Source organism: Melioribacter sp. (genome assembly GCF_049325435.1).
Classification (GTDB): Bacteria; Bacteroidota; Ignavibacteria; order Ignavibacteriales; family Melioribacteraceae; genus Melioribacter; species Melioribacter roseus.
Map to the genome: position 1 here is coordinate 147398 of NZ_JBMOLD010000015.1, position 20893 is coordinate 168290.

22 protein-coding genes are annotated in these 20893 nt (G+C 42.8%); 12 read left to right on the forward strand and 10 right to left on the reverse strand.

Going from position 1 to position 20893, the window contains the following annotated elements; all coding sequences use genetic code 11:
- Nucleotides 1-42: 42 nt before the first annotated feature.
- Genes ACOYVE_RS12595 through ACOYVE_RS12610 form a run of 4 tightly spaced genes read left to right on the forward strand, consistent with a single transcriptional unit; the run spans nucleotide 43 to nucleotide 3907 of the window.
- A complete protein-coding gene (locus tag ACOYVE_RS12595) occupies nucleotides 43-591 on the forward strand; it encodes a shikimate kinase (RefSeq protein ID WP_014856140.1) in 549 nt (182 codons plus the stop codon).
- Entirely contained in the window at nucleotides 572-1669 is a 1098-nt protein-coding gene (aroB, locus tag ACOYVE_RS12600) for a 3-dehydroquinate synthase (protein ID WP_422882268.1), read from the forward strand. The genes ACOYVE_RS12595 and aroB overlap by 20 nt, the downstream gene beginning before the upstream one ends.
- A 6-nt stretch (nucleotides 1670-1675) precedes the next feature.
- Entirely contained in the window at nucleotides 1676-3334 is a 1659-nt protein-coding gene (locus tag ACOYVE_RS12605; protein ID WP_422882270.1) for a glycoside hydrolase family 10 protein, read from the forward strand.
- 12 nt (nucleotides 3335-3346) lie between these two features.
- Entirely contained in the window at nucleotides 3347-3907 is a 561-nt protein-coding gene (locus tag ACOYVE_RS12610) for a DUF192 domain-containing protein (protein ID WP_014856143.1), read from the forward strand.
- A gap of 40 nt (nucleotides 3908-3947) precedes the next feature.
- Here ACOYVE_RS12610 and ACOYVE_RS12615 read toward each other — a convergent pair whose 3' ends face one another.
- A complete protein-coding gene (locus ACOYVE_RS12615) occupies nucleotides 3948-4562 on the reverse strand; it encodes an L-threonylcarbamoyladenylate synthase (RefSeq protein ID WP_422882272.1) in 615 nt (204 codons plus the stop codon).
- 154 nt (nucleotides 4563-4716) lie between these two features.
- On the opposite strand from ACOYVE_RS12615, the gene ACOYVE_RS12620 reads away from it, so the two are divergent.
- Complete coding sequence (locus tag ACOYVE_RS12620; protein WP_014856145.1) at nucleotides 4717-5874, forward strand: MFS transporter; 1158 nt, start codon at nucleotides 4717-4719, stop codon at nucleotides 5872-5874.
- Here the strand turns inward: ACOYVE_RS12620 and ACOYVE_RS12625 are convergent.
- The 9 genes from ACOYVE_RS12625 to ACOYVE_RS12665 form a co-directional block, all read right to left on the reverse strand.
- Nucleotides 5871-6317: a SoxR reducing system RseC family protein gene (locus tag ACOYVE_RS12625; RefSeq protein WP_014856146.1), complete on the reverse strand. Its 447-nt coding sequence runs from the start codon at nucleotides 6315-6317 to the stop codon at nucleotides 5871-5873. The two genes, ACOYVE_RS12620 and ACOYVE_RS12625, sit on opposite strands and share 4 nt — an antisense overlap.
- Nucleotide 6318: 1 nt before the next feature.
- The gene (locus ACOYVE_RS12630; RefSeq protein WP_014856147.1) at nucleotides 6319-7143 is read right to left on the reverse strand and encodes an RnfABCDGE type electron transport complex subunit B; all 825 of its coding nucleotides are present in this window, start codon (nucleotides 7141-7143) and stop codon (nucleotides 6319-6321) included.
- Nucleotides 7143-8108: an FAD:protein FMN transferase gene (locus ACOYVE_RS12635; RefSeq protein WP_422882275.1), complete on the reverse strand. Its 966-nt coding sequence runs from the start codon at nucleotides 8106-8108 to the stop codon at nucleotides 7143-7145. Before ACOYVE_RS12635 ends, ACOYVE_RS12630 begins: the two co-directional genes overlap by 1 nt.
- Before the next feature lies 1 nt (nucleotide 8109).
- The gene (rsxA, locus tag ACOYVE_RS12640) at nucleotides 8110-8682 is read right to left on the reverse strand and encodes an electron transport complex subunit RsxA (protein WP_014856149.1); all 573 of its coding nucleotides are present in this window, start codon (nucleotides 8680-8682) and stop codon (nucleotides 8110-8112) included.
- Nucleotides 8682-9356, reverse strand: a complete 675-nt coding sequence (gene rsxE / locus ACOYVE_RS12645) for an electron transport complex subunit RsxE (RefSeq protein WP_422882277.1) — start codon at nucleotides 9354-9356, stop codon at nucleotides 8682-8684. The genes rsxA and rsxE overlap by 1 nt, the downstream gene beginning before the upstream one ends.
- Nucleotides 9353-9916 (reverse strand): FMN-binding protein, encoded by a 564-nt coding sequence (locus ACOYVE_RS12650; protein ID WP_014856151.1) that lies wholly within the window; start codon nucleotides 9914-9916, stop codon nucleotides 9353-9355. The genes rsxE and ACOYVE_RS12650 overlap by 4 nt, the downstream gene beginning before the upstream one ends.
- The gene (locus ACOYVE_RS12655; protein WP_014856152.1) at nucleotides 9913-10887 is read right to left on the reverse strand and encodes an RnfABCDGE type electron transport complex subunit D; all 975 of its coding nucleotides are present in this window, start codon (nucleotides 10885-10887) and stop codon (nucleotides 9913-9915) included. The genes ACOYVE_RS12650 and ACOYVE_RS12655 overlap by 4 nt, the downstream gene beginning before the upstream one ends.
- 13 nt (nucleotides 10888-10900) lie before the next feature.
- Nucleotides 10901-12220, reverse strand: a complete 1320-nt coding sequence (gene rsxC, locus ACOYVE_RS12660) for an electron transport complex subunit RsxC (RefSeq protein ID WP_014856153.1) — start codon at nucleotides 12218-12220, stop codon at nucleotides 10901-10903.
- A 185-nt stretch (nucleotides 12221-12405) separates the two neighbouring features.
- Complete coding sequence (locus ACOYVE_RS12665; RefSeq protein WP_014856154.1) at nucleotides 12406-13311, reverse strand: metallophosphoesterase family protein; 906 nt, start codon at nucleotides 13309-13311, stop codon at nucleotides 12406-12408.
- Nucleotides 13312-13550: 239 nt separating this feature from the next.
- Between ACOYVE_RS12665 and ACOYVE_RS12670 the strand changes: the two genes are divergently transcribed.
- Genes ACOYVE_RS12670 through ACOYVE_RS12700 form a run of 7 tightly spaced genes read left to right on the forward strand, consistent with a single transcriptional unit; the run spans nucleotide 13551 to nucleotide 20892 of the window.
- Nucleotides 13551-14558 carry a CDP-glycerol glycerophosphotransferase family protein gene (locus tag ACOYVE_RS12670; RefSeq protein WP_014856155.1) on the forward strand — a complete coding sequence of 336 codons (1008 nt, stop codon included), beginning with the start codon at nucleotides 13551-13553 and terminating at the stop codon, nucleotides 14556-14558.
- A complete protein-coding gene (locus tag ACOYVE_RS12675; protein WP_422882280.1) occupies nucleotides 14555-15361 on the forward strand; it encodes a cytidylyltransferase domain-containing protein in 807 nt (268 codons plus the stop codon). The genes ACOYVE_RS12670 and ACOYVE_RS12675 overlap by 4 nt, the downstream gene beginning before the upstream one ends.
- Nucleotides 15362-15364: 3 nt before the next feature.
- Complete coding sequence (locus ACOYVE_RS12680) at nucleotides 15365-16702, forward strand: aminotransferase class III-fold pyridoxal phosphate-dependent enzyme (protein ID WP_422882282.1); 1338 nt, start codon at nucleotides 15365-15367, stop codon at nucleotides 16700-16702.
- Nucleotides 16703-16709: 7 nt separating this feature from the next.
- Nucleotides 16710-17513, forward strand: coding sequence for an SDR family oxidoreductase (locus ACOYVE_RS12685; RefSeq protein WP_014856158.1), 804 nt, complete (start codon nucleotides 16710-16712; stop codon nucleotides 17511-17513).
- 30 nt (nucleotides 17514-17543) lie between these two features.
- Nucleotides 17544-18083, forward strand: a complete 540-nt coding sequence (locus tag ACOYVE_RS12690; protein ID WP_422882283.1) for a KdsC family phosphatase — start codon at nucleotides 17544-17546, stop codon at nucleotides 18081-18083.
- A complete protein-coding gene (locus tag ACOYVE_RS12695; protein WP_014856160.1) occupies nucleotides 18080-18949 on the forward strand; it encodes an N-acetylneuraminate synthase family protein in 870 nt (289 codons plus the stop codon). The genes ACOYVE_RS12690 and ACOYVE_RS12695 overlap by 4 nt, the downstream gene beginning before the upstream one ends.
- Nucleotides 18949-20892 carry a glycoside hydrolase family 97 protein gene (locus ACOYVE_RS12700; RefSeq protein ID WP_014856161.1) on the forward strand — a complete coding sequence of 648 codons (1944 nt, stop codon included), beginning with the start codon at nucleotides 18949-18951 and terminating at the stop codon, nucleotides 20890-20892. The genes ACOYVE_RS12695 and ACOYVE_RS12700 overlap by 1 nt, the downstream gene beginning before the upstream one ends.
- Nucleotide 20893: the final 1 nt, after the last annotated feature.

The following is a 20893-nucleotide window of genomic DNA, read 5'->3' on the forward strand; positions in this document are numbered from 1 at the left end:
AGTTGCTTATATTTCGAGCCAATAAAAAAAGTAATCGGAAGAATGATTATTTATCTGACAGGCTTCATGACGAGCGGCAAAAGTACTGTGGGTCCCATTTTGGCCAATGTCCTGGGACTCGACTTTTACGACCTGGACGAAGAGATAGTAAAACGGGAAGGGATGTCGATTGTCGATATATTCGAACAAAAAGGCGAAAGTTATTTCAGGAAAGTTGAAACGCGGCTCCTGAAAGAAATATCGAATAACGACGATGTGATAATATCGCTTGGCGGGGGAACGATTACCATCGATGAAAATCTTAAATTCATGAAAGAAAACGGTTTTATTGTTTACCTCAAAGTTGACAACGAAACTCTTTATAGAAGATTGAAAAACAAAACCGACAGACCGTTGTTCAAAGACCTAGTGATGAATGAAAACGGCAAAGAAGAATTTATTAAAAGGATTAATAACTTGCTCGATAAACGAAGTCGTTACTACGAGCAGGCGGATCTGACAATCGAATGCGACTCGCGTCCGGTAGGTCTTACTGTCGACAGAATAGCTCAAAGTATTCAGAGGAAAATAAATGAAAAAAATAAACATTAACGCTCCTTCCCGGAATTACGACGTTTTTATCGGGAACAATGTAATTAATAAGTATTCATCCAAAATTAACTCGCTTGCAGGTTACAATGATTCGATTATCATCGTCGATTCGAATGTGTACAGGCTGCACAAAGAAAAAATAGAAAGTATGATTAAAGGTCTGAAAGGCAACGTCGTTGTATATAAATTCAAAGCGGATGAAAAAAATAAATCTTTAGATAGTCTGAAAAAAATATTCGATTTAATGCTGCGCAAAAATCTCGGAAGGAGTTCGTTCTTAATCGCCTTAGGAGGAGGCATAACGGGTGACTTGGGCGGATTTGCGGCGTCGGTTTACGCCAGAGGAATCGGCTATATCCATATTCCCACGACTCTGCTAGCCATGGTCGACAGCGCAATCGGAGGTAAAACCGGAATAAACTACGGTCATACGAAAAATATTATCGGCGCTTTTTATCAACCGGAATCAGTCTTGATTGATACGGAATTTATTAAAACGCTTCCGCGCGACGAACTGCTTTGCGGTCTCGGCGAAGTAATCAAATACGGCTTGTTGATCGGAGACGATTTCTTTGATTATGTTGCAAAAAACTATAGAAAGGCATTTGACTATAATTACTCGTTTCTCAATAAAGTTATTCGCGAGTCGGTTTCTTTAAAAGGCAGCATTGTTGAAAAAGACGAAAATGAAAAAAGCGGACTACGAAAAATTCTGAACCTGGGACATACGTTCGCTCATGCAATCGAAGTCGAACAAAATCATAAAATCAAACACGGTCAGGCGGTAATTGCGGGCATTGCATGCGCTTTGCACCTTTCGAATAAATTGGGGATGATGAACGATGAATATCTCGAAAAGTACCTGTCTTTGATAATCGAATTCAGAAACGAAATTAAATTAAAGCAATATAATCCGGAAACGCTCTATAAAATTATGTTCCGCGACAAAAAAAATAAAAAAGGCTCGATTAATTTTGTGTTGCTGGAAAAAGCGGGCAAACTTATTATCGACGCCGAAGCCGATAAACGAGACGCGCTTTATGCAATTAATAACGGTCTTCAATATTTTTGCGAATAATCGGAAATGAAAAAAATTCTGATAATATTTTTAATCGTAGTAGGAATCGTTCCGGCAGAAACCAAAAGAGAAACGCGCGCAGTATGGGTGGCAACGAATCATCGTCTCGACTGGCCTCCGCCGACTTTTGATATCGACATCCAAAAAAAGGCATTGATTGAAATTTTCGATTCGGTTAAAGCCAAAAAATTAAATACGGTTTACTTCCAGGTCAGAAGCAACGGAACGGTTATGTTCAATTCTTCATACGACCCTCCAAGCCCTTACGTATCGCCCGGATTTGACGTCCTTGCTTTTGCAACGGAAGAAGCTCATAAGAGAGGGCTCGAACTTCACGCCTGGATAAACGCCGTTCAGGTTTTTGCGTCGAATTCTTTGACGGTCGATTCGAATCATATCGCCGTTCGAAAACCCGAATGGATATTAAGGCACAAAGACGAAAACGGAGTGTCGCTGTGGCTCGATATAGGACGACCGGAAGTAAGAAATTATCTCAAGAATCTGGTAACGGAATTAATTGAAAGGTACGACGTCGACGGCATACAGCTCGATTATATCAGATATCCCGGAAATAATATAGACGACGATTACTCTTATGCCAATTACGGCGGCAATGAAAATCGCGACGAATGGCGTAGAAACAATGTGACGGAATTGATCGAGTCGATTTATAAAAACGTGAAATCGGTAAAGCCGTACGTAAAAGTAGGAGCAACGCCGATCGGCATCTACAGAAACCTGAAAGGAATGTACGGCTGGGAAGGATATTCCCAGGTTTATCAGGATTCGCGTGAATGGCTGCGCAGAGGAATTCTCGATTATATTGCCCCGCAAGTCTATTGGTCTTTCGAAGATCAGACCGCATTTGATAAAATTGCGCGCGAGTGGGTCGAAAATTCTTTCGGTAAAAACGTGATAGTCGGTATAGCCGCTTATAAACCAGAAGTAAAAGCCGTAATAAATAAAATGGTCGAATTCTCCCAAAAGATAGGCGCGGACGGAATCGCTTTCTTCAGATATTCGAATATTAAGGAAATCCGGATCGCTTCCTTCGCTAATATTTCCATACCACAGCGGCTGCAAGACGCGGAAACTGTTAATGACTTTCGGCTTTCTACTTTTACAGCCGAATACTCGGAGAAATACAACTCGATAGAATTGAATTGGCAAAAGAATACCGGAAATTCGTCGGATGAAAGATATTACGCTCTTTATTGCCTGCCCGATTCGAATTCTGAGTTGAGTAACGAATATTTAATTGATATAATTCCTGCCGCGGAAAACTCCTGGAATTTGGAAATAAACCGATTGAAATTTCCAAAGTGTTATTTCGCAATTACTTCTTTGAACAAATACTGGCAGGAGAGCAATCGGGACTTCCATCTGCCGTATATAGATTTCTTCGAAGATTTTAGGGATATCCTGTCTTACGACTCCAAACCGGCGCTCGTAAAAGGCAGCGGAGGCGAAGTAAAATTATTAATTTTCGGCGAGGATAAAGAAACAATCGAAGTTGAATATAAATCGGAACAAGAATACGTGCTTAAAGAATATACGTTGGAGACGGGTAAGAACATCATTGTTGAAAAAGATGCTCCGGCGGAATTGAAATATGTTATTATCACATTCAAAAAATCCAATAAAAAGAACGAACTGAAATTTTAAAACGAGTTTTATATGGGAAAAAACAAATCAAAAAAGAGTAAAAATCAAAACAAAATGATTAAGATTGTAGCCGCCTTGGCCGCGGTCGTTTTTTTGATCTATCTGTTAAATTTACCCGGACTTTTTATGAAAAAAGAAAAAGGCAACGAGGAATTGAACGCGGCGTTGAAAAACAAAACTGCTTTTTCTTTCGTGAAAGAAGGAGAGCTTTCTTTCGTTAATAATAAAGACGAGCAGATTGTTAAGATCGACGTGGAAATAGCCGACGACGATATTCAACGCGCCACCGGTTTGATGTATCGAGAATATATGGCTGAAAATCAGGGCATGCTTTTCATCTTTCCGCACGAAAGTCCGCAATCTTTCTGGATGAAGAACACTATACTGCCGCTCGATATAATATTTGTAGACGCCGGCGGGAATATCGTTAAAATTCATAAGTACACCACTCCATATTCCGAAACGTCGTATCAGTCGGGCAAACCCGCAAAATACGTCGTGGAAGTTAACGCCGGCTTTGCGGATAAATACGGAATCCGGGAAGGCGATCGAATTGTCTGGCGTAGATTATAAATGAACTGTCCCGATCGTTCGACCGGGACAGTTAAAATCGTTACATAACGAACATGCTTATGTCGCCGGCGCCTTCGCGAATGATTTCCGGTTCTTCTTCGCTCAGGTCGATTATACTCGAAGGTTTTCCTTCGAGAGCGCCGACCGACAGCATTAAGTCGATTTGATTGTTGAATATCAATCGTATTTCTTCGGGATCGTATAAAATTTCTCCTTTTCTGTTAGTAACGCTTGTGCTTATAATAGGATTGCCCAACTCCTTTGCCAGCATCAAAGCAACTTTATTGTCGGGAATTCTAATACCTACTGTTTTTCGTTTAGTCCATAATTTTTTAGGCACTTCTCTCGCCGCCGGCAGTACGAATGTATACGGACCGGGCAGCAATTTTTTCATTGCTTTGTAGGCATAGTCCGACACCTTGGCGTATTTGGAAATATCTTTCAGGTCGGGACAAATGAAACTGAAGAGTTTGGTTCCAGAGTCCTGTTTTATGGTATAAATTCGTTCGAGGGCTTCATGGTTGAAAATATCGCAGCCGATACCGTAAACAGTATCGGTGGGATAAATAATCACACCTCCGCTGCGTAATACGTCGACGGCTTTGTTGATGAATCTTTGCTGGGGCGTAATGGGATGCAATTCATAAAATTCCATTTGTCCTCCTTTTATCTGTTTGGATAGGATTGATGCGGTTGATTTTACGACGTCATTTCAACAAGCTTTAACTTACACTATAATGTTAGAAGTTATTTTCAAATTGTCAACAAAAAAAGATAAATTTCGATTCGAATTTTAAGAGGATGCTGAAATGTTCAGGAAAATACCCAAACCGGTAATTGTTCTGGGCGTAATCAGTTTTTTTACCGATTTTGCCAGCGAAATGCTCTATCCTGTAACGCCGCTCTTTTTGACCGCCGTACTCGGCTCTTCGATGGCTGTGGTGGGACTTATCGAAGGTTTGGCGGAAATCACCGCCGGACTGATGAAAGGATACTTCGGCTTACTTTCGGATAAAACGGGGAAACGTAAAATTTTCGTACAAGTTGGTTACGGGCTTTCCGGCGTAGTTAAATCGCTGCCCGGAATTTTCCCGTATGTTTCTACGGTATTTATTTCCCGTATTGCAGACAGAATAGGCAAAGGAATCAGAACTTCGCCAAGGGATGCGCTGCTCGGAAGTTATTCGAACAAAAATAATTCCGGAGCGGTTTTCGGTTTTCATCGTTCGATGGATACTCTGGGCGCCGTAGCCGGACCTCTGGCGGCAATAATACTTCTTTATTTCTTTCCGGCGAATTATATTCTTGTTTATCTTATAGCATTTATTCCTTCTATGCTGGCTATTGCATTCACGTTTTTCGTAAAAGAAGTCAAAACGCCGCCGGCCGAAAACGGAAGTAGTATAACATTCATGACGTTCTGGAAAACCGCTCCTGCAAATTATAAATACGTGGTCTCGATAATTACTTTGTTTTCTATAGTCAACAGCAGCGATGTGTTCCTGATTCTGCGCTCTCAGGATATTTCAAATTCTGATGCCCTTGCCATTGCGGGATACGTTTTCTTTAATATCGTCTATGCCACGACGTCGTATCCGCTCGGAATGATTTCGGATAAGATAGGCAAGAAATATATTGTCTCTGCGGGTCTGACGGTCTTTTCAATTGTCTATTTGATATTCGCGTTATATCAATCGATTATAATTATCTGGTTGTGTTTTGCTCTTTACGGCATATACTCGGCGTCTACGGAAGGTATAATAAAAGCGTGGGTAAACGATCTGGTAGACCCTTCATTTAAAGGATCGGCTATCGGGCTGTTGAACGGCATGATGAGCCTCGGTGTGTTGAGCGGATCGTTTTTTACGGGATTGCTGTGGGATGCGTACGGATTTCAACTGCCATTCTTGATATCTTCGGCCGTCAGTCTTATCGCGGCTCTAATGCTGTTGGTAAAAAAAATTTAATAGTTTAACTTGGCTCTGGATACCGAAATAATTTTGGGGTTCGGGAAATTGAAAAATTTTTTTGAAGCGAATGAAAAGAATGCGTAGTAAACGCCCGTAATTAATATTGCTATGACGAAGGATGTCAGCTCGTCGCCCGGGAACATAAATTCTAATGAGTAAGCCGCAGTTATACTGATTATAAAAATCAAAACGGGAAGACCGTAAAGAAGGAAAGCCGATTTAAAAATGGTTGATCCGCTGATTGCAATTTTAACTTTGTCGCCCGGAGCGGCTCCAAAAGGATCGTGTGCTACAATTATTTTTTTATCGTCCCCCCGGGGTTTGCAAATTAATCGCGCGGAACATTCTGTGCAGTCGGTTACATCTTCCAGAACGACCTCTGAAAATTTGCCCAACGACCTGGATACTATTCCTTCTTCTATTAATAATTCTTCTTTCATGTCAGTTCAGAGAAACAGTCATTTTATTTTTCTCGATTTTTTTTATTGCGCGTGTCGAACACTTCTCAATCGGAATTTCCCCGGGATTCAATAACTCGTAATTTATGACCGCAAGGTTGTCTATAATTTCAACGGCGCCATTCGAATTTCGGGCGCAAATGCCGCATCCGATACAAGCCGCCGAGCAATTCTCTTTGGAAGTTTTGGGGTCGTCGTGGCTTTTGCAATAGACGAACAAATCTCTCTCAGCCGGATGCATTTCGATTATTCCGCGCGGGCAGGCTTGAGCGCACAGTCCGCAGCCTTTGCAAAGCTCTTCGATTACGACGGGGAGTTTGTCGTTACCGATATAGATTGCATTGAATTTGCAAGCCTCTACACAATCGCCGCCGCCGAGGCAACCGTAGCTGCATTTTTTATCGCCTCCGGCTACAATGTCCGTCAAAGCGCACTTCGAAGGTCCTTTGTAGTGAACGTCTTTATTTTTAGCTTTGCCGTCGCCGCCGCCGCAAAGGATACGCGGTAAAAGTTTTATTGCGTTGACGCCGTCGCCGCCTGTAAGTTTTGCAATTTCCGCGGCTGCTTCTTCGTCGCATACCGGGCAGGAAGTAGGAGCTAATTTCCCTTCGACTACTTTGACTGCAAAATCGTAACAACCGGCATTGCCGCAGGCGCCGCAGTTTGCATTGGGAAGGAGTTCGCTAACTTTTGCAATTAGAGGATTTTCTTCCACTCTCAATTTCCTGTCGGCAAACGCGAGTCCGCCGGCGAATATGAATCCGAGTCCTCCCATGGTTGCCAAAGCTATTATCAATATCGAGTCCATTATTCCCCCGCGATATATTTATCGAAATTAAGAGATTTGCGGATTGTCCCTGACGAGTCGACAAAAACCGCTTCGGTATTTTCGAGCGAGTTTATCAAATTCAAAGCCTCGTCAATTTCCATTACGAAAAGAGCGGTCGACAGAGCGTCGGCGGTCATAGCGTCAGGCGCAATTACGGTAACCGATTCATAATGACCAGCAGGTTTGCCCGTCACGGGATTGAAAATATGCGTAATCCTTTTACCGTTCGAATCGATATATTTTTCATAGTCGCCCGAAGTCGCCACCCCGAAGCCGTCGACTTTTATGACCGCGAGAAAATCGTTCGGATTTCGCGGATGCTGTATTCCGACTTTCCAATCTTTCCCTCTGGCAAAAATTTCGCCGCCCACGTTAATCAGATATTCTTTAACGCCGTAATTTGATAGCAGATTTGCAATCCTGTCGGCGGCGTAGCCGGGGATACAGGAATTGAAATTTATTTTGACGCCGGCAGGTTTGACGAGTATATTCGGTTCGCGCAGAGTAATATGTTTCCATCCGGAATTCGAAAGAGCATTTTGAATTTCTCCTTCGGAAGGAATGCGATAATTGTCTTCGTCGTTATCGAAACCGTAGAGCAACCCGAGGTTTGCAACGGCGGGATCAAACGCTCCGCCGGTTAACTTCCACAATTCGTCGCATCTTCTCATAACGTGAAATATTTCACGGTCAATAAGAATTTCGTCGGCAATTGTATTGTTAATTTTCCACATCGAATTGCCGTCGATGTAAGTTGAAAATAGAGTGTCGAGTCGGCGCGCTTCCTCGAATGAAGCCGTTATTGCTTTGTTTGCAGTTACTTCGTTTACCCCCCGAACCTGTATTTCTATGGCGCTTCCCATTACGATTGAAACGCGCTTGTAAGTTGTGTCCTCGGAACAGGCAGCCGCGAGCAAAATCAATATGACAAGATATTTTTTCATTTCAAATCATTCCCGCAAAACCCATGAATGCCAGAGCAAGTAGCCCGGCGGTAATTAAAGTTATTGGAGCGCCTTTGAATGCTTCGGGTACGTCGGCCATTTCGAGTTCCTCGCGTATTCCAGCCATAATAACCAAAGCCATTGTAAATCCAGCTCCGGCTCCAAGTCCGAAAAAAATGCTCTCCATAAACGAATAATTTCTCATCGACAATAATAAGGCGAGCCCCAATATAGCGCAATTAGTAGTTATTAAAGGCAGGAAAATACCGAGCGATCGATAAATCGGCTGGCTTACCTTCTTGATTACCATTTCTACAAATTGAACAAGAGAAGCGATAACCAATATGAACGAAGGTATCTGAAGAAATTCTAGATTGTAAGGAAGCAATATTTTGAAATAAAGAATCCAGCTTACTACGGCGCTTATAACCATAACGAACGTCGTAGCCATTCCCATCGATATCGAAGACGAAATTTTATTAGAAACTCCGATAAAAGGGCAAATTCCCAGAAAGAGCGAAAGCACAAAATTGTTAACTATAGCCGCCGATATGAAAATAATCAAAAGTTCCATTAAACTTTACCCTCCCCGAGAGTTGCTCTGCTTTCTTTATATTCGGTTATAACCGAATCGATATCGGACTTTTTCTTTTTGTTCACGTAGCCGTTTGCTAATCCCATCATTAATCCGAGAGTAATAAAAGCACCGGCAGGCAAAATCATGATTAACAGAGGTTCGAAGGAGTCCGGTAAAATCCGGTAGGCGAAGACAGTTCCGTTGCCGAATAATTCGCGAACGCTTCCCATTAAAGTAAGGGCAATTAAAAAACCGGCGCCGTTGCCGAGCGCATCGAGCAAAGAACGAAGCGGATTGTTCTTGGAAGCAAAAGCTTCGGCTCTGCCGAGAATCAAACAGTTGACTACAATTAAAGGCACAAAAGGACCGAGCGCTTTGCTCAATTCGGGAAATTTTGCCTTCATTACCAGGTCGGCTATGGTTACAAAAGTAGCGATTATAACAATATACGCCGCTATGCGCACCTGATTGGGAATCCATTTTCTGATTAACGATATCAACAAACTCGAAAAAATCAGCACGAATGTTGTTGCCATAGCCATTGCCACGCCGTTAATTGCGGAGACTGTAACCGCAAGCGTTGGGCACATTCCGAGCGCCTGTTTAAACGTCGGATTGATTTCCCATAATCCTTTGGTAAATTCTTTCCAGTATGAAATTTGTTTTTTCATAGTTTATTCGATTGCTTTTCGATTCTTGCTTTTTCTAACACGTCGTTAATAATTTTGCAAACGGATTTGGAGGAAATGGTCGCTCCTGTAATCGCCTCTATTTCGTTCGGCTTTTCCGGCGCTTTGCCTTTAACCCAATTTACCGACGGTAGAGCGGATAAATTTTTGAATTGATTCCTAAATTCGTCTTCAGTAATTAGGGAGCCGAGTCCGGGCGTTTCGACCTGTTCCAGAATTTCGATTGCCGTAATTTTGGCAAGCGCCGTATCCGTTCCGATCATTAGTCTGATCTTTCCCTGAAAGCCGTTGCCTTCGGCTACAATGGAATAACCGGCAGGAACGCTTTTTTCGTCATAAACTTTATAGACTTCGCCTAAGTCGGTTTCAATTTTCTTATAGCTTTTTGCATTATTATGCACCAGATAAATAGCGGCTTCGGTCTCGGCAATTCTGTTAGCTTCGATATGAGGAGCCGCCCAGTTCGAAACGCCTGATAGAACCGCTCCCGACGCCAAAGCTATTGAAGTAAGCGCGATAATCATTTTAATGCTGTTGTTCATTTTGCCTCCCCGAAAATTTTCGGGTGCGTCAATCTGTTGATAAGCGGCACAAAAGCGTTCATTATTAAAATGCCGTACATTACTCCTTCCGGCAGACCTCCGAAGAGTCGTATTACTACTATTATAAGCGAGATCAATAAACCGTAAATCCACATGCCCGCGGAAGTATAAGGAGAAGTTACCCAATCGGTCGCCATGAAGAATGCGCCCAATAAAAATCCGCCGCTGAAAAGATGAAACAGAGGATTGGGATATTTGATCGGATCAATAAACCAGAAAATTGAACCGAACAGAATCAATCCCAAAATCATAGATAACGGTATTCGCCAATTGACAATTTTAATCCCGATCAAAAATACGCCTCCGATTATAATCGCCAAGGCGGAAGTCTCTCCAATCGAACCGCCTACGTTCCCGATAATCAAAGGTTCGATTCCCGTTATCATTTTGTCGAATTTGAAAGCTGCAAGCGGCGTTGCCGACGTAACCGTGTCGACTGCAAAATTCGGTTTGCTCCATGTCGTCATTGCGACGGGATATGCCGCCTGGAGAAAAGCTCTACCGACGAGAGCCGGATTAAAAATATTAAAACCGAGTCCGCCGAATAATTCTTTCCCGATAATAATTGCGAACGCCGAACCGATGGCGGCGGATGTCAATGAAAAATTCGGAGGTATGATTAAACCGAGAAGCAACCCCGTTAAAAACGCGCTTCCGTCATAAATCGTAATTTCGGATTTCCTGATTATTTTAACGACTATCTCGGATAAAACAGCCGCTGCGCAACTTACGCCGATTACGACCAACTGATATAATCCGAAAAATACCGCAGCCGAAATTAGAGCCGGCAGCAAAGATAAATTTACCAGCCACATTACCTGTTGAGTTGTAAATTTGGAATGAACATGAGGCGAACTGCTCAGTTCCAATCCCGAAATTACATTGACCGTTTGATTTGCCGAATTAGACATTGATTTATCTTATTTAATTTGTCTTTTGTTTTAATAAAGCAGAAGATTTCCGTTTCCCGTATCTGATCCATTGCACAAGGGGAATACCCGCAGGACAATTGTATGTACATGTGCCGCATTCCATACAGGTCTGCAATCCGATATCAATCGCTTCTTCGAATTTGTCGAATCTTGAAAATTTATATAAACGCGTGGGCGCGAGATCGAGCGGACAAACGGACAAACATCTGCCGCAATTCAAACAGTTGCTTTCTTTTATTCCGGGCGCTTCTTTTCCCGTAAGAACCAATATTCCCGAAGTGGCTTTTGTAACGGGGGAATTCAAATCGAATTGCGCAAATCCCATCATCGGTCCGCCCGCTACTATTTTTTTTGCGTTTTCTTTAATGCCTCCGCAGTAATCGATAATGTTTTTTAAAGGCGTTCCGACAGGCACAATAAGATTTTTGGGCTCGACTATTCCGAGTCCGGAGACTGTTAAAAATGCATTTATCTGAGGCTCCCCTTTTACAACGGCGTTGTAAATGGAAACCGCCGTGCCGACATTATGAATAATGCAACCGACGTCAAAAGGCAGTTTGCCGGGAGGAACTTCTCTTCCTGTAACGGCTTTTATCAACATTTTCTCAGCGCCCTGAGGATATTTTGTTTTTAATACTTTAAGAGAAATGTTTTCTTCGTTTCTCAAAACATTTTCCAGTTTTTTAATGGCTTCCGGCTTATTGTCTTCAACGCCGATTATTCCGTAAAGCACGCCTGCAGCTTTCAAGATCAATTTCAGACCTGTAATCACTTCTTCCGTTTTTTCGATAAGGAATCGGTAGTCTCTCGTAAGGTATGGTTCGCACTCGCAAGCGTTAAGAATAACGTAATCGATTTTTTTGTCCGGCGGAGGCGATAATTTTACATAAGTAGGAAATGCCGCCCCGCCCTGTCCGACAATGCCGGCTTGTTTAACTCGTTCTATTATTTTTTCGCGGGCAACTGTGACGGGATTGAGCGGTTCCATCAGATCGTCTTCATCAATATCCGAGCGATTTATTATTACTGCCTCCGACCGTATTCCCGTTAACGTTATTATCGAAGTGGTTTTGTTAATTTTTCCGGTAACAGGAGAATGAATCGGAGCGGATATAAAACCGTCGGGTTCGGCTATCATCTCGCCTTTCCTGACGGCGTCGCCTTTCTTCTTCAATAATAACGCTTGTTTGCCTGCGTGCTGAGAAAGAGGTAAACAAATTTGCTCCGGAAGAGGTAAGAACTCGAAAGGTTTTTCCGAAGTTAGTTCTTTCATCTCTGCCGGATGAACTCCGCCTTTAAAAGTCGTGGTCATCTCCTCCCCGTATTATGAATAGAATAATTAACATAAATTATGCCATAGGGAAATAAAAAAGTTGCAAAATTGAATTGGCATATTGAAGCGGGAATGGTAATCTAAAGCAGTTAAACAGAGTCTATATCTGTTATTATTTCAGGTTAAGAAAATTATCTTCTCTTTTGTAAGAATTACCGTCCGGTCTATAATATTGCCGGCTCCCGAAAGTAATCCGACATTTTTGAGTTTACTTGCGGTAAAACTTCCGGGCTGATATTAAGATTATTCGGATCGATATCGACGAGGAAGAGTGAAGAACCGGCGCCGTCGACCGACGCTCCTGCGTTTAATATTACGATTCCTTTCCGTTCGTAGAGTTTCATGTCGTGACTGTGTCCGTGCATAATAATACGTACGCCGCGCCGTTTGAAAAGCGACAACAATTTCTTCTTGCCCCTCAGTTTCATTGTATGGCTTTCGATACGGCTCCAAATTGATTTTCCCGAACTTTTGCTCTCTTCCGAATTTTTGTAGAAGTGGTGATGTATCAATACGATTTTTTCTTTGCTCTCCATCTCAGCGGCGGACAGCAGCATGTCGATTTCCTCGCGTTCCGATTTACTCACTTTCCCGTTCGATGCAAAAGGATTTTTCAGCTTGGAATAATAATCGACCGAATTGATGCCGATTAAAGCTATATCGTTTAGGATTTTCAAATAAGGAAAACGCTTTCCTTCGTTTACCGTTACGGTCGAGTCGAAAAGACTGCTGAAGTGTTCGCAAAATATTTCCACTTTTAATTCGTAATTTGTTTTTTCGCAGCGGGAAGGAAAATCGATTATATCCGACGCAAGTTCTACCCCGCCGAATATATCGTGATTGCCGATTACAACGGAAACTCTGTCCGAATGAAACAGATCGTATTTTATTAATAGTTCTCTCAAATCGGCAAAATCTCTTTCGTCCGAATTGTCCGATATATCTCCAGTTATTACGATATGGTCGGCCAGATTATTGAGAGCAAATTCAATCAACCTCTCGGTTTTTTCCAAATTCTTTCTTCTGAACTTCCTGTTCAGATGGAGGTCGGATATATGAGCTATTTTCATAAAAAGAATAAATTTATTTGATGTAAATTTAGCGGTCTAATGTTAAGAGAGTTTTACCGTAATGTTAAGTAAAAATTAAGTATTCTTTTTGAAGCCTAAATGGAATTTGACTAAATTCGAGTGGGGAAATAATAAAAATGATGACTTAACAATTTGATAACGGTTATCTAACGTTTTCTTAACAATAAATAAAAAATTTTTTCCCAGTTTTGTATTTTCTCAAATAAAGATAATTCAATATGAAAAAGAAAATACTCTTCATAGGCGGTTCTCTCAATCAAACTACAATGATGCATAAAATATCGAAGTATTTCGAAGATTACGATTGCTATTTCACCCCGTTTTACGACGACGGATATATCGGATGGTTTGCTTCCAAAGGGATACTCGATTTTACGATTCTCGGAGGCAATTTCAAAAAGATGACGCTTGAATACCTCGAAAGCAACAATCTGAAAATCGATTACAAAGGCAAGCGGCACGATTACGATCTGGTCTATACGTGCGCCGATCTGATCGTTCCCAAGAATATCAGAAACAAAAAATTGATCCTCGTTCAGGAAGGCATGACCGACCCCGAAAATTTCGCATTCTATCTTGTAAAATATTTTAATTTCCCTCGTTGGATAGCAAGCACATCCACGATGGGAATGTCGAATCTCTACGATATTTTCTGTGTTGCTTCCGAAGGGTATAAAGAATTATTCGCGCGCAAAGGAGCCGACCCGAATAAAATTTTCGTAACCGGAATACCCAACTTCGACAACGCTAAAGAATTTTTGAACAACGATTTTCCCCATAAGAATTACGTGCTCGTCGCCACTTCCGATACGAGAGAGACCTTTAAATACGAAAACAGAAAAAAGTTTATTAAAAAATGCGTGAAGATTGCAAACGGGCGGCAGTTGATTTTCAAACTTCACCCGAATGAAAATGCGGAAAGGGCGACTCGGGAAATCAATAAATACGCTCCGGGAGCTTTAGTCTATCACAACGCAAACACAAATCATATGATTGCCAATTGCGATGTGCTGATTACAAAATATTCGTCGGTCGTTTATATAGGATTGGCTTTGGGTAAAGAAGTTTATTCGTCGTTCGACATCGAAGAGCTCAAAAAACTTATGCCTATTCAAAATAACGGTACGTCTGCCGAAAGGATCGCAAAGCTGGGGCTCCATTTTCTCGAGTCGCCGAGCAATTCATTGAATGAAATTCATCAGAATTTCGATTTGATTACGGCATGAAAATAGTCGCCGTCATACAGGCTCGAATGACTTCGACGCGCCTACCCGGCAAGGTGATGCTGCCGGTTCTCGGTCAGCCGCTGCTATCGAGAATGATCGAACGCGCGCGAAAATCGGTTATGGCCGATGAAATTGTCGTGGCTACTTCCGATCAAAAAGAAGACGACCCGATAGAGAGATTATGCAAAGAGACAAATGTTGAATGCTTCCGGGGGCATTTAACCGATCTTCTCGACCGGCATTACAAGGCGGGTTTGATATACGGAGCCGACGCGGTCGTTAAAATCCCGTCCGACTGCCCGCTCATCGATCCGGCAATTATCGACAAAGTGCTGAAATGTTTTTCCGACGGTAATTTCGATTACGTAAGCAACCTTCATCCGGCTACATATCCCGACGGAAACGACGTCGAAATAATGTCGATCGAAGCGCTCGAAAAAGCCTGGCGTAATGCCCAAAAAAATTACGAGCGCGAGCATACTACGCCTTATTTTTGGGAAAATCCTCATTTGTTCGAATTAGGCAATGTCGTATGGGAAACGGGACTAAATTATTCGACTACAATGCGCTGGACGATCGACTACGAGGAAGACTATCGCTTTGTCAAAAGAGTATTCGAAGAGCTTTATCCGGTCAAACCGGATTTCGGCTTGAATGATATTCTCGATTTGCTCGAACGAAAACCCGAAATAAAAAAAATAAACGAAAAATATCTAGGCAAATACTGGTACGAAAATCATCTGGACGAACTCAATAACATCGAAGAATATAAATCGGCAATTAATAAAAAGACGGATAAATGAATTATGGCAAACAAAATAAGACTTGACAACGATTATCCGGTTATAACCAAATCGGATGAACTCTACAGCAGGGCGCTCGGATTAATTCCTTCAGTAACGCAAACTTTGGCTAAAGGCCCCACTCAATGGATTAACGGCGTTGCGCCGAAATATTTGGTCAAAGGAAAAGGCTCGCACGTGTGGGACGCCGACGGCAACGAGTATATCGATTTTTTAATGGGAGTCGGTCCATTGTCGTTAGGTTACGCATATCCGCGAGTGGACGAAGCGATTAAAAAGCAATTAGAAGACGGAATTACGTTTTCGATGATGCATCCATTGGAAGTGGAAGTGGCCGAAATGATACGAGACGTTATTCCGAATGCCGAAGCGGTCAGATACAGTAAAACCGGAGCCGACGTAACGAGCGCCGCAGTTAGACTGGCAAGAGCCTATACGGGAAAAAACAAAATTCTCTGTTGCGGTTATCACGGCTGGCACGATTGGTACGTTTCGGTTACGGCGCGCAATTACGGCATACCGGAAGAAGTTCAGAAATTAACTTTTACTTTTGATTACAACAATATCGATTCGCTGAAGAATTCGATCGACGACGATACCGCCGCCGTTATACTCGAACCGGTCGTCTTTCAGGAACCGAAAGATAATTTTCTGCATAAAGTTGCCGATTTGTGCAATGAAAAAGGTATTGTCTTAATCTTCGACGAAATGTGGACGGGTTTTCGCATGGCGTTAGGCGGCGCTCAGGAATATTTCGGCATTACTCCCGACCTGGCGACTTATTCCAAGGCTGTCGCAAACGGAATGCCGATTGCGATACTTACGGGTAAAAAGGAAATAATGAAACTTGCCGACGAGGACATCTTCTTCTACACTACATTCGGCGGCGAAGCGCTTTCGCTTGCAGCGGCTAAAGCCACTATCGAAGAAATGAAAGATAAAAACGTGATCCCGTTTCTCGATAAACAGGGTAGGAAAATCAAAGACGGCTACAACGAAATCGCCTCGAAACTCGGGCTCGATACTACAAAAGCCGTAGGATACAACTGGCGTTCGATGGCTACGTTCGATCCGAAAGGAGGAGACCCGCTTTTGCAAAAATCCTTCATGCAGCAGGAGATGATTAAGCGCGGAGTGCTATGGCAGGGATTTCACAATATCAGTTTTTCGCATACTGACGAAGATATCGACTATACGCTTGGGGCTTTGGAAGAATCCTTGACGCTTCTTAAGAAAGCCATAGAAAACAACAATCTCAAATCGCTTCTCAGAGGCAAACCCGTCGAACCCGTTTTCAGAAAGACGGATAATTTTAATATGAAACCGGCTGCAAAAAAGTGAGAATGTGATGGAATTATTTACGCTCGAAAATAAGGTCGCCGTTGTTACCGGAGCGCTCGGCTTGCTCGGAAGGGAGCATTGCAAAGCGTTATCGTCCGCCGGCGCAACCGTCGTTGTTACGGATATCGACGGAGAAAAAGCCTCGGAATTTGCCCGGGAATTATCAGGCAATTCTATCGGACTCGGAATGGATGTAACAAACCCGGAGTCGATTAAAAAGGCAAGAGATATAATCCTTCAAAAATTCGGGCATATAGATGTGCTGGTGAACAACGCGGCAATCAACGATATGTTCGAAAATCCGAAAGCCGCGGCGGAGGAATCCAAATTCGAAAATTATCCGCTGGCATTATGGCAAAAATCTCTCGACGTTAATCTTACGGGAGTTTTTCTAACTTCGCAGATACTCGGAACGCCGATGGCCGAAAGAGGCAAAGGAAGCATTATAAATATCGCTTCCACATACGGAATCGTTGCGCCGGATCAATCGCTCTATCGCAATAAAGAAGGTGCTCAATCGTTCCACAAACCTCCGGCGTATTCTGTTACAAAAGGCGGCGTTATAATGTTTACCAGATACCTCGCCGCATATTGGGGGCGCAAAGGTGTGCGCGTTAACGCCCTTAGCCCGGGGGGAGTTGAAAATAACCAGGACAATTTCTTTGTCGAAAAATATTCTTCGAAAACGCCGCTCGGAAGAATGGCTAAACGCAACGACTATTGGGGAGCCTTGATCTTCCTTGCCAGCGACGCCTCGGAATATATGACCGGCGCTAATCTGGTGGTCGACGGCGGATGGACCTGCTGGTAAAATATTATTACACTCAATAAGGAATTTAAAATGTCTAAAAAAAAGATTACAAAAAAAGAACTCTATAAAAAAGCCGCAAAAATAAAATTGGTTCTTACGGATGTAGACGGCGTGTTAACCGATACCGGAGTTTATTATTCCGCCCAGGGAGAGTTGATGAAACGTTTTTCCATTCGGGACGGAATGGGCGTAGAACGCTTGAGAACGCTTGTCGACGTCGAAACGGGAATAGTTACCCGCGAAGATACCAACATTGTTAAAACGCGCGCCGTTAAACTTAAGATTGAGGAACTGCACATGGGAGTTCTGGAAAAAGAAAAACTTGTGGATGATATTTTGAAGAGAAAAAATCTTACTAAAGACGAAGTGGCTTTTATCGGCGACGATACCAACGACGTCGGTATTATGAAACTTGTGGGACTTGCCGCGTGTCCTTCGGATGCAACCCGTTTTGCCAAGAAAGTTGCGGACGTTGTTTTGGAGCATCCCGGCGGCTACGGCGCATTCCGCGACCTTGCCGAACTGATTATCGACGCCAAAACGAAAGCCACGAAAAAGGGTAAGAAATGAGAGTAAAGGTAGGTGGAAAATTTATCGGCGAGGGCGAGCCGGTCTATGTCATAGCCGAGATCGGAATTAATCACAACGGGTCGCTCGAACTGGCTAAAAAACTGATCGACGGCGCCGTCTTTGCTGGGTGCGACGCCGTAAAATTTCAGAAACGGACTCCTGAATTATGCGTTCCGAAAGATCAATGGCATCTCGAACGCGATACGCCATGGGGAAGAATTACTTATATAGAATACCGTCATAAAGTCGAATTCGGTTACGACGAATATGCCGAGATAGACAAATATTGTAAATCAAAAGGGATCGATTGGTTCGCCTCTGCATGGGACGAAGAAGCCGTCGATTTCCTCGAGCAATTCGAACCCGTTATGTATAAAGTAGCCTCGGCGTCGCTTACAGACGATAAATTGTTGTCCAGAATTAAATCGACGGGCAAACCGATTATGCTTTCGACGGGCATGTCCACGCTCGAAGAAGTAGACCGCGCAGTCAATTATCTCGGAAAGAAAAACTTACTTATCGCTCAGTCGACTTCGAGTTACCCGTGCAGTCTGGAAGAACTGAACTTACGCGTTATTGATACATACAAAAAAAGATATCCCGAAATTCCGATAGGCTATTCGGGGCACGAAACCGGATTGGCTCCGTCGCTTGCGGCAGTGGCTCTGGGCGCTGTATTCGTAGAACGGCATATTACGCTCGACCGAGCAATGTGGGGAACAGACCAGGCGGCGTCGGTTGAAATCGGCGGAATGTACAGACTTGTAAAAGATATACGCGACATCGAAAAAGCTCTCGGCGACGGCGTTAAAAGAGTTTACGAAAGCGAATTAAAAAGTAAAATAAAACTGCGAAGGAGCGGATAATGAAAAGAATAATTACTTTGGCGTTTTTTTTAATCATCCCTTTTTATCTCGGCGCCGGTCAATATGAAGTTGAATCTCCCTCAAAAAAACTGAGAGTTACAATCAATACGGACGGTCGTCTTACTTATTCGGTTTCTTACGAAAACGAGATGATTATAAACCCTTCGGAAATTTCGTTGATGCTCGACAAAGGAATATTAGGAAAGAATCCGTCGGTAAAAAACAACTCGGTCAAATATGTCAATCGCGAACTTAAACCTGTCGTAAGACAAAAATACGCGGTCATTAAAGACGAATTCAACGAATTGCGTTTGGACTTCGAAAATAATTTTACTCTCTTTGTAAGAGTTTACGACGAAGGTTTCGGTTACAGAATATCGACGTCGTTTGAAGATTCTATTACGGTCAAAGAAGAAATTTTTGAGGCAAATTTTGCAAACGATTTCAACGTCTATTTCCCGCAGGAAGAGAGTTTTATGTCTCACTCGGAACGTCTTTATAAATATCTTCCGTTAAGTGAGATTGACGAAAAAAGTTTTTGCTCGCTTCCCGCTTTGGTCGATCTGAATAACTCAATTAAAGTTGCAATCACCGAAGCCGATCTATACGATTATGCGGGTCTCTATCTAAGAGGCGCCAATTCTACCGTTCTGAAAGGATTGTTCCCTTACTATCCCGCCGAAACGGAAATGAAAAGCGACAGGGACGTTTATGTGACTAAACGTAAAGATTATATAGCGCGAACGAACGGAACGAGAAATTTTCCGTGGAGAGTGTTCGTAGTTACAGATAACGACGGCGCCTTAATCGAAAATACGATGGTCTATAAACTTGCTGAGCCGCACGACCCTCATATTGATTTCTCCTGGGTAAAACCGGGCAAGGTGGCATGGGATTGGTGGAATGCAAACAATATTTATAAAGTCGATTTCAGAGCCGGAATCAATACCGCCACTTACAAATATTATATCGATTTTGCTTCGCAGCACGGAATCGAATATGTAATACTCGACGAAGGCTGGTACAAGTTAGGCAATCTCCTGGAAGAAAGTCCGGATATAAACGTAAAAGAAATAGTCGACTACGCCAAAGAAAAAAACGTCGGAATAATTCTATGGGTAATCTGGAAAACTCTCGACGACCAGTTTGAAGAAGCAATGACTCTTTTTGAAAAGCTCGGCGTAAAGGGAATTAAAGTCGATTTTATGCAAAGGGACGACGCCTGGATGGTGAATTACTATTATAAAGTTGCGCGCGAAGCCGCCAAACGGAAACTGCTCGTCGATTTTCACGGCGCTTATAAACCTACGGGATTGTACAGAACTTATCCGAATGTTCTAACCAGCGAGGGAGTTCTGGGACTCGAACACAATAAATGGAGCGAAGACGTAACTCCCGAACACAATACTACTATTCCGTTTATTAGAATGCTCGCCGGTCCGATGGACTATACTCCCGGTGCGATGAATAACGCCGTTAAAGGTAATTTCAGGGATATCTTTACTCAGCCGATGAGTCAGGGTACGAGATGCCATCAGCTTGCCATGTATATAATTTACGAAAGCCCTCTGCAAATGCTTGCGGACAGTCCTACAAATTATCTGCGCGAAAAAGAGTCGCTCGAATTTCTTTCGATCGTTCCGGCAGTGTGGGACGACACAAAAGTTCTGGATGCTAAGGTGGGCGATTATGTAGTTATGGCAAGAAGATCGGGCAATAAATGGTTTGTGGGAGCTATGACTGATTGGAACGCAAGAACTTTAAAGCTCGAGCTTTCGTTCTTGGATGAAAACAGGAATTACGAAATTACAATTTATCGGGACGGCATTAACGCCGACAGAAACGGAAACGATTATAAGATTGTCAGATCGACTGTGAAAAAGGGCGAAGTGATTGAAATTAATCTGGCACCCGGCGGCGGATGCGCGGCGGTAATCGAATAAA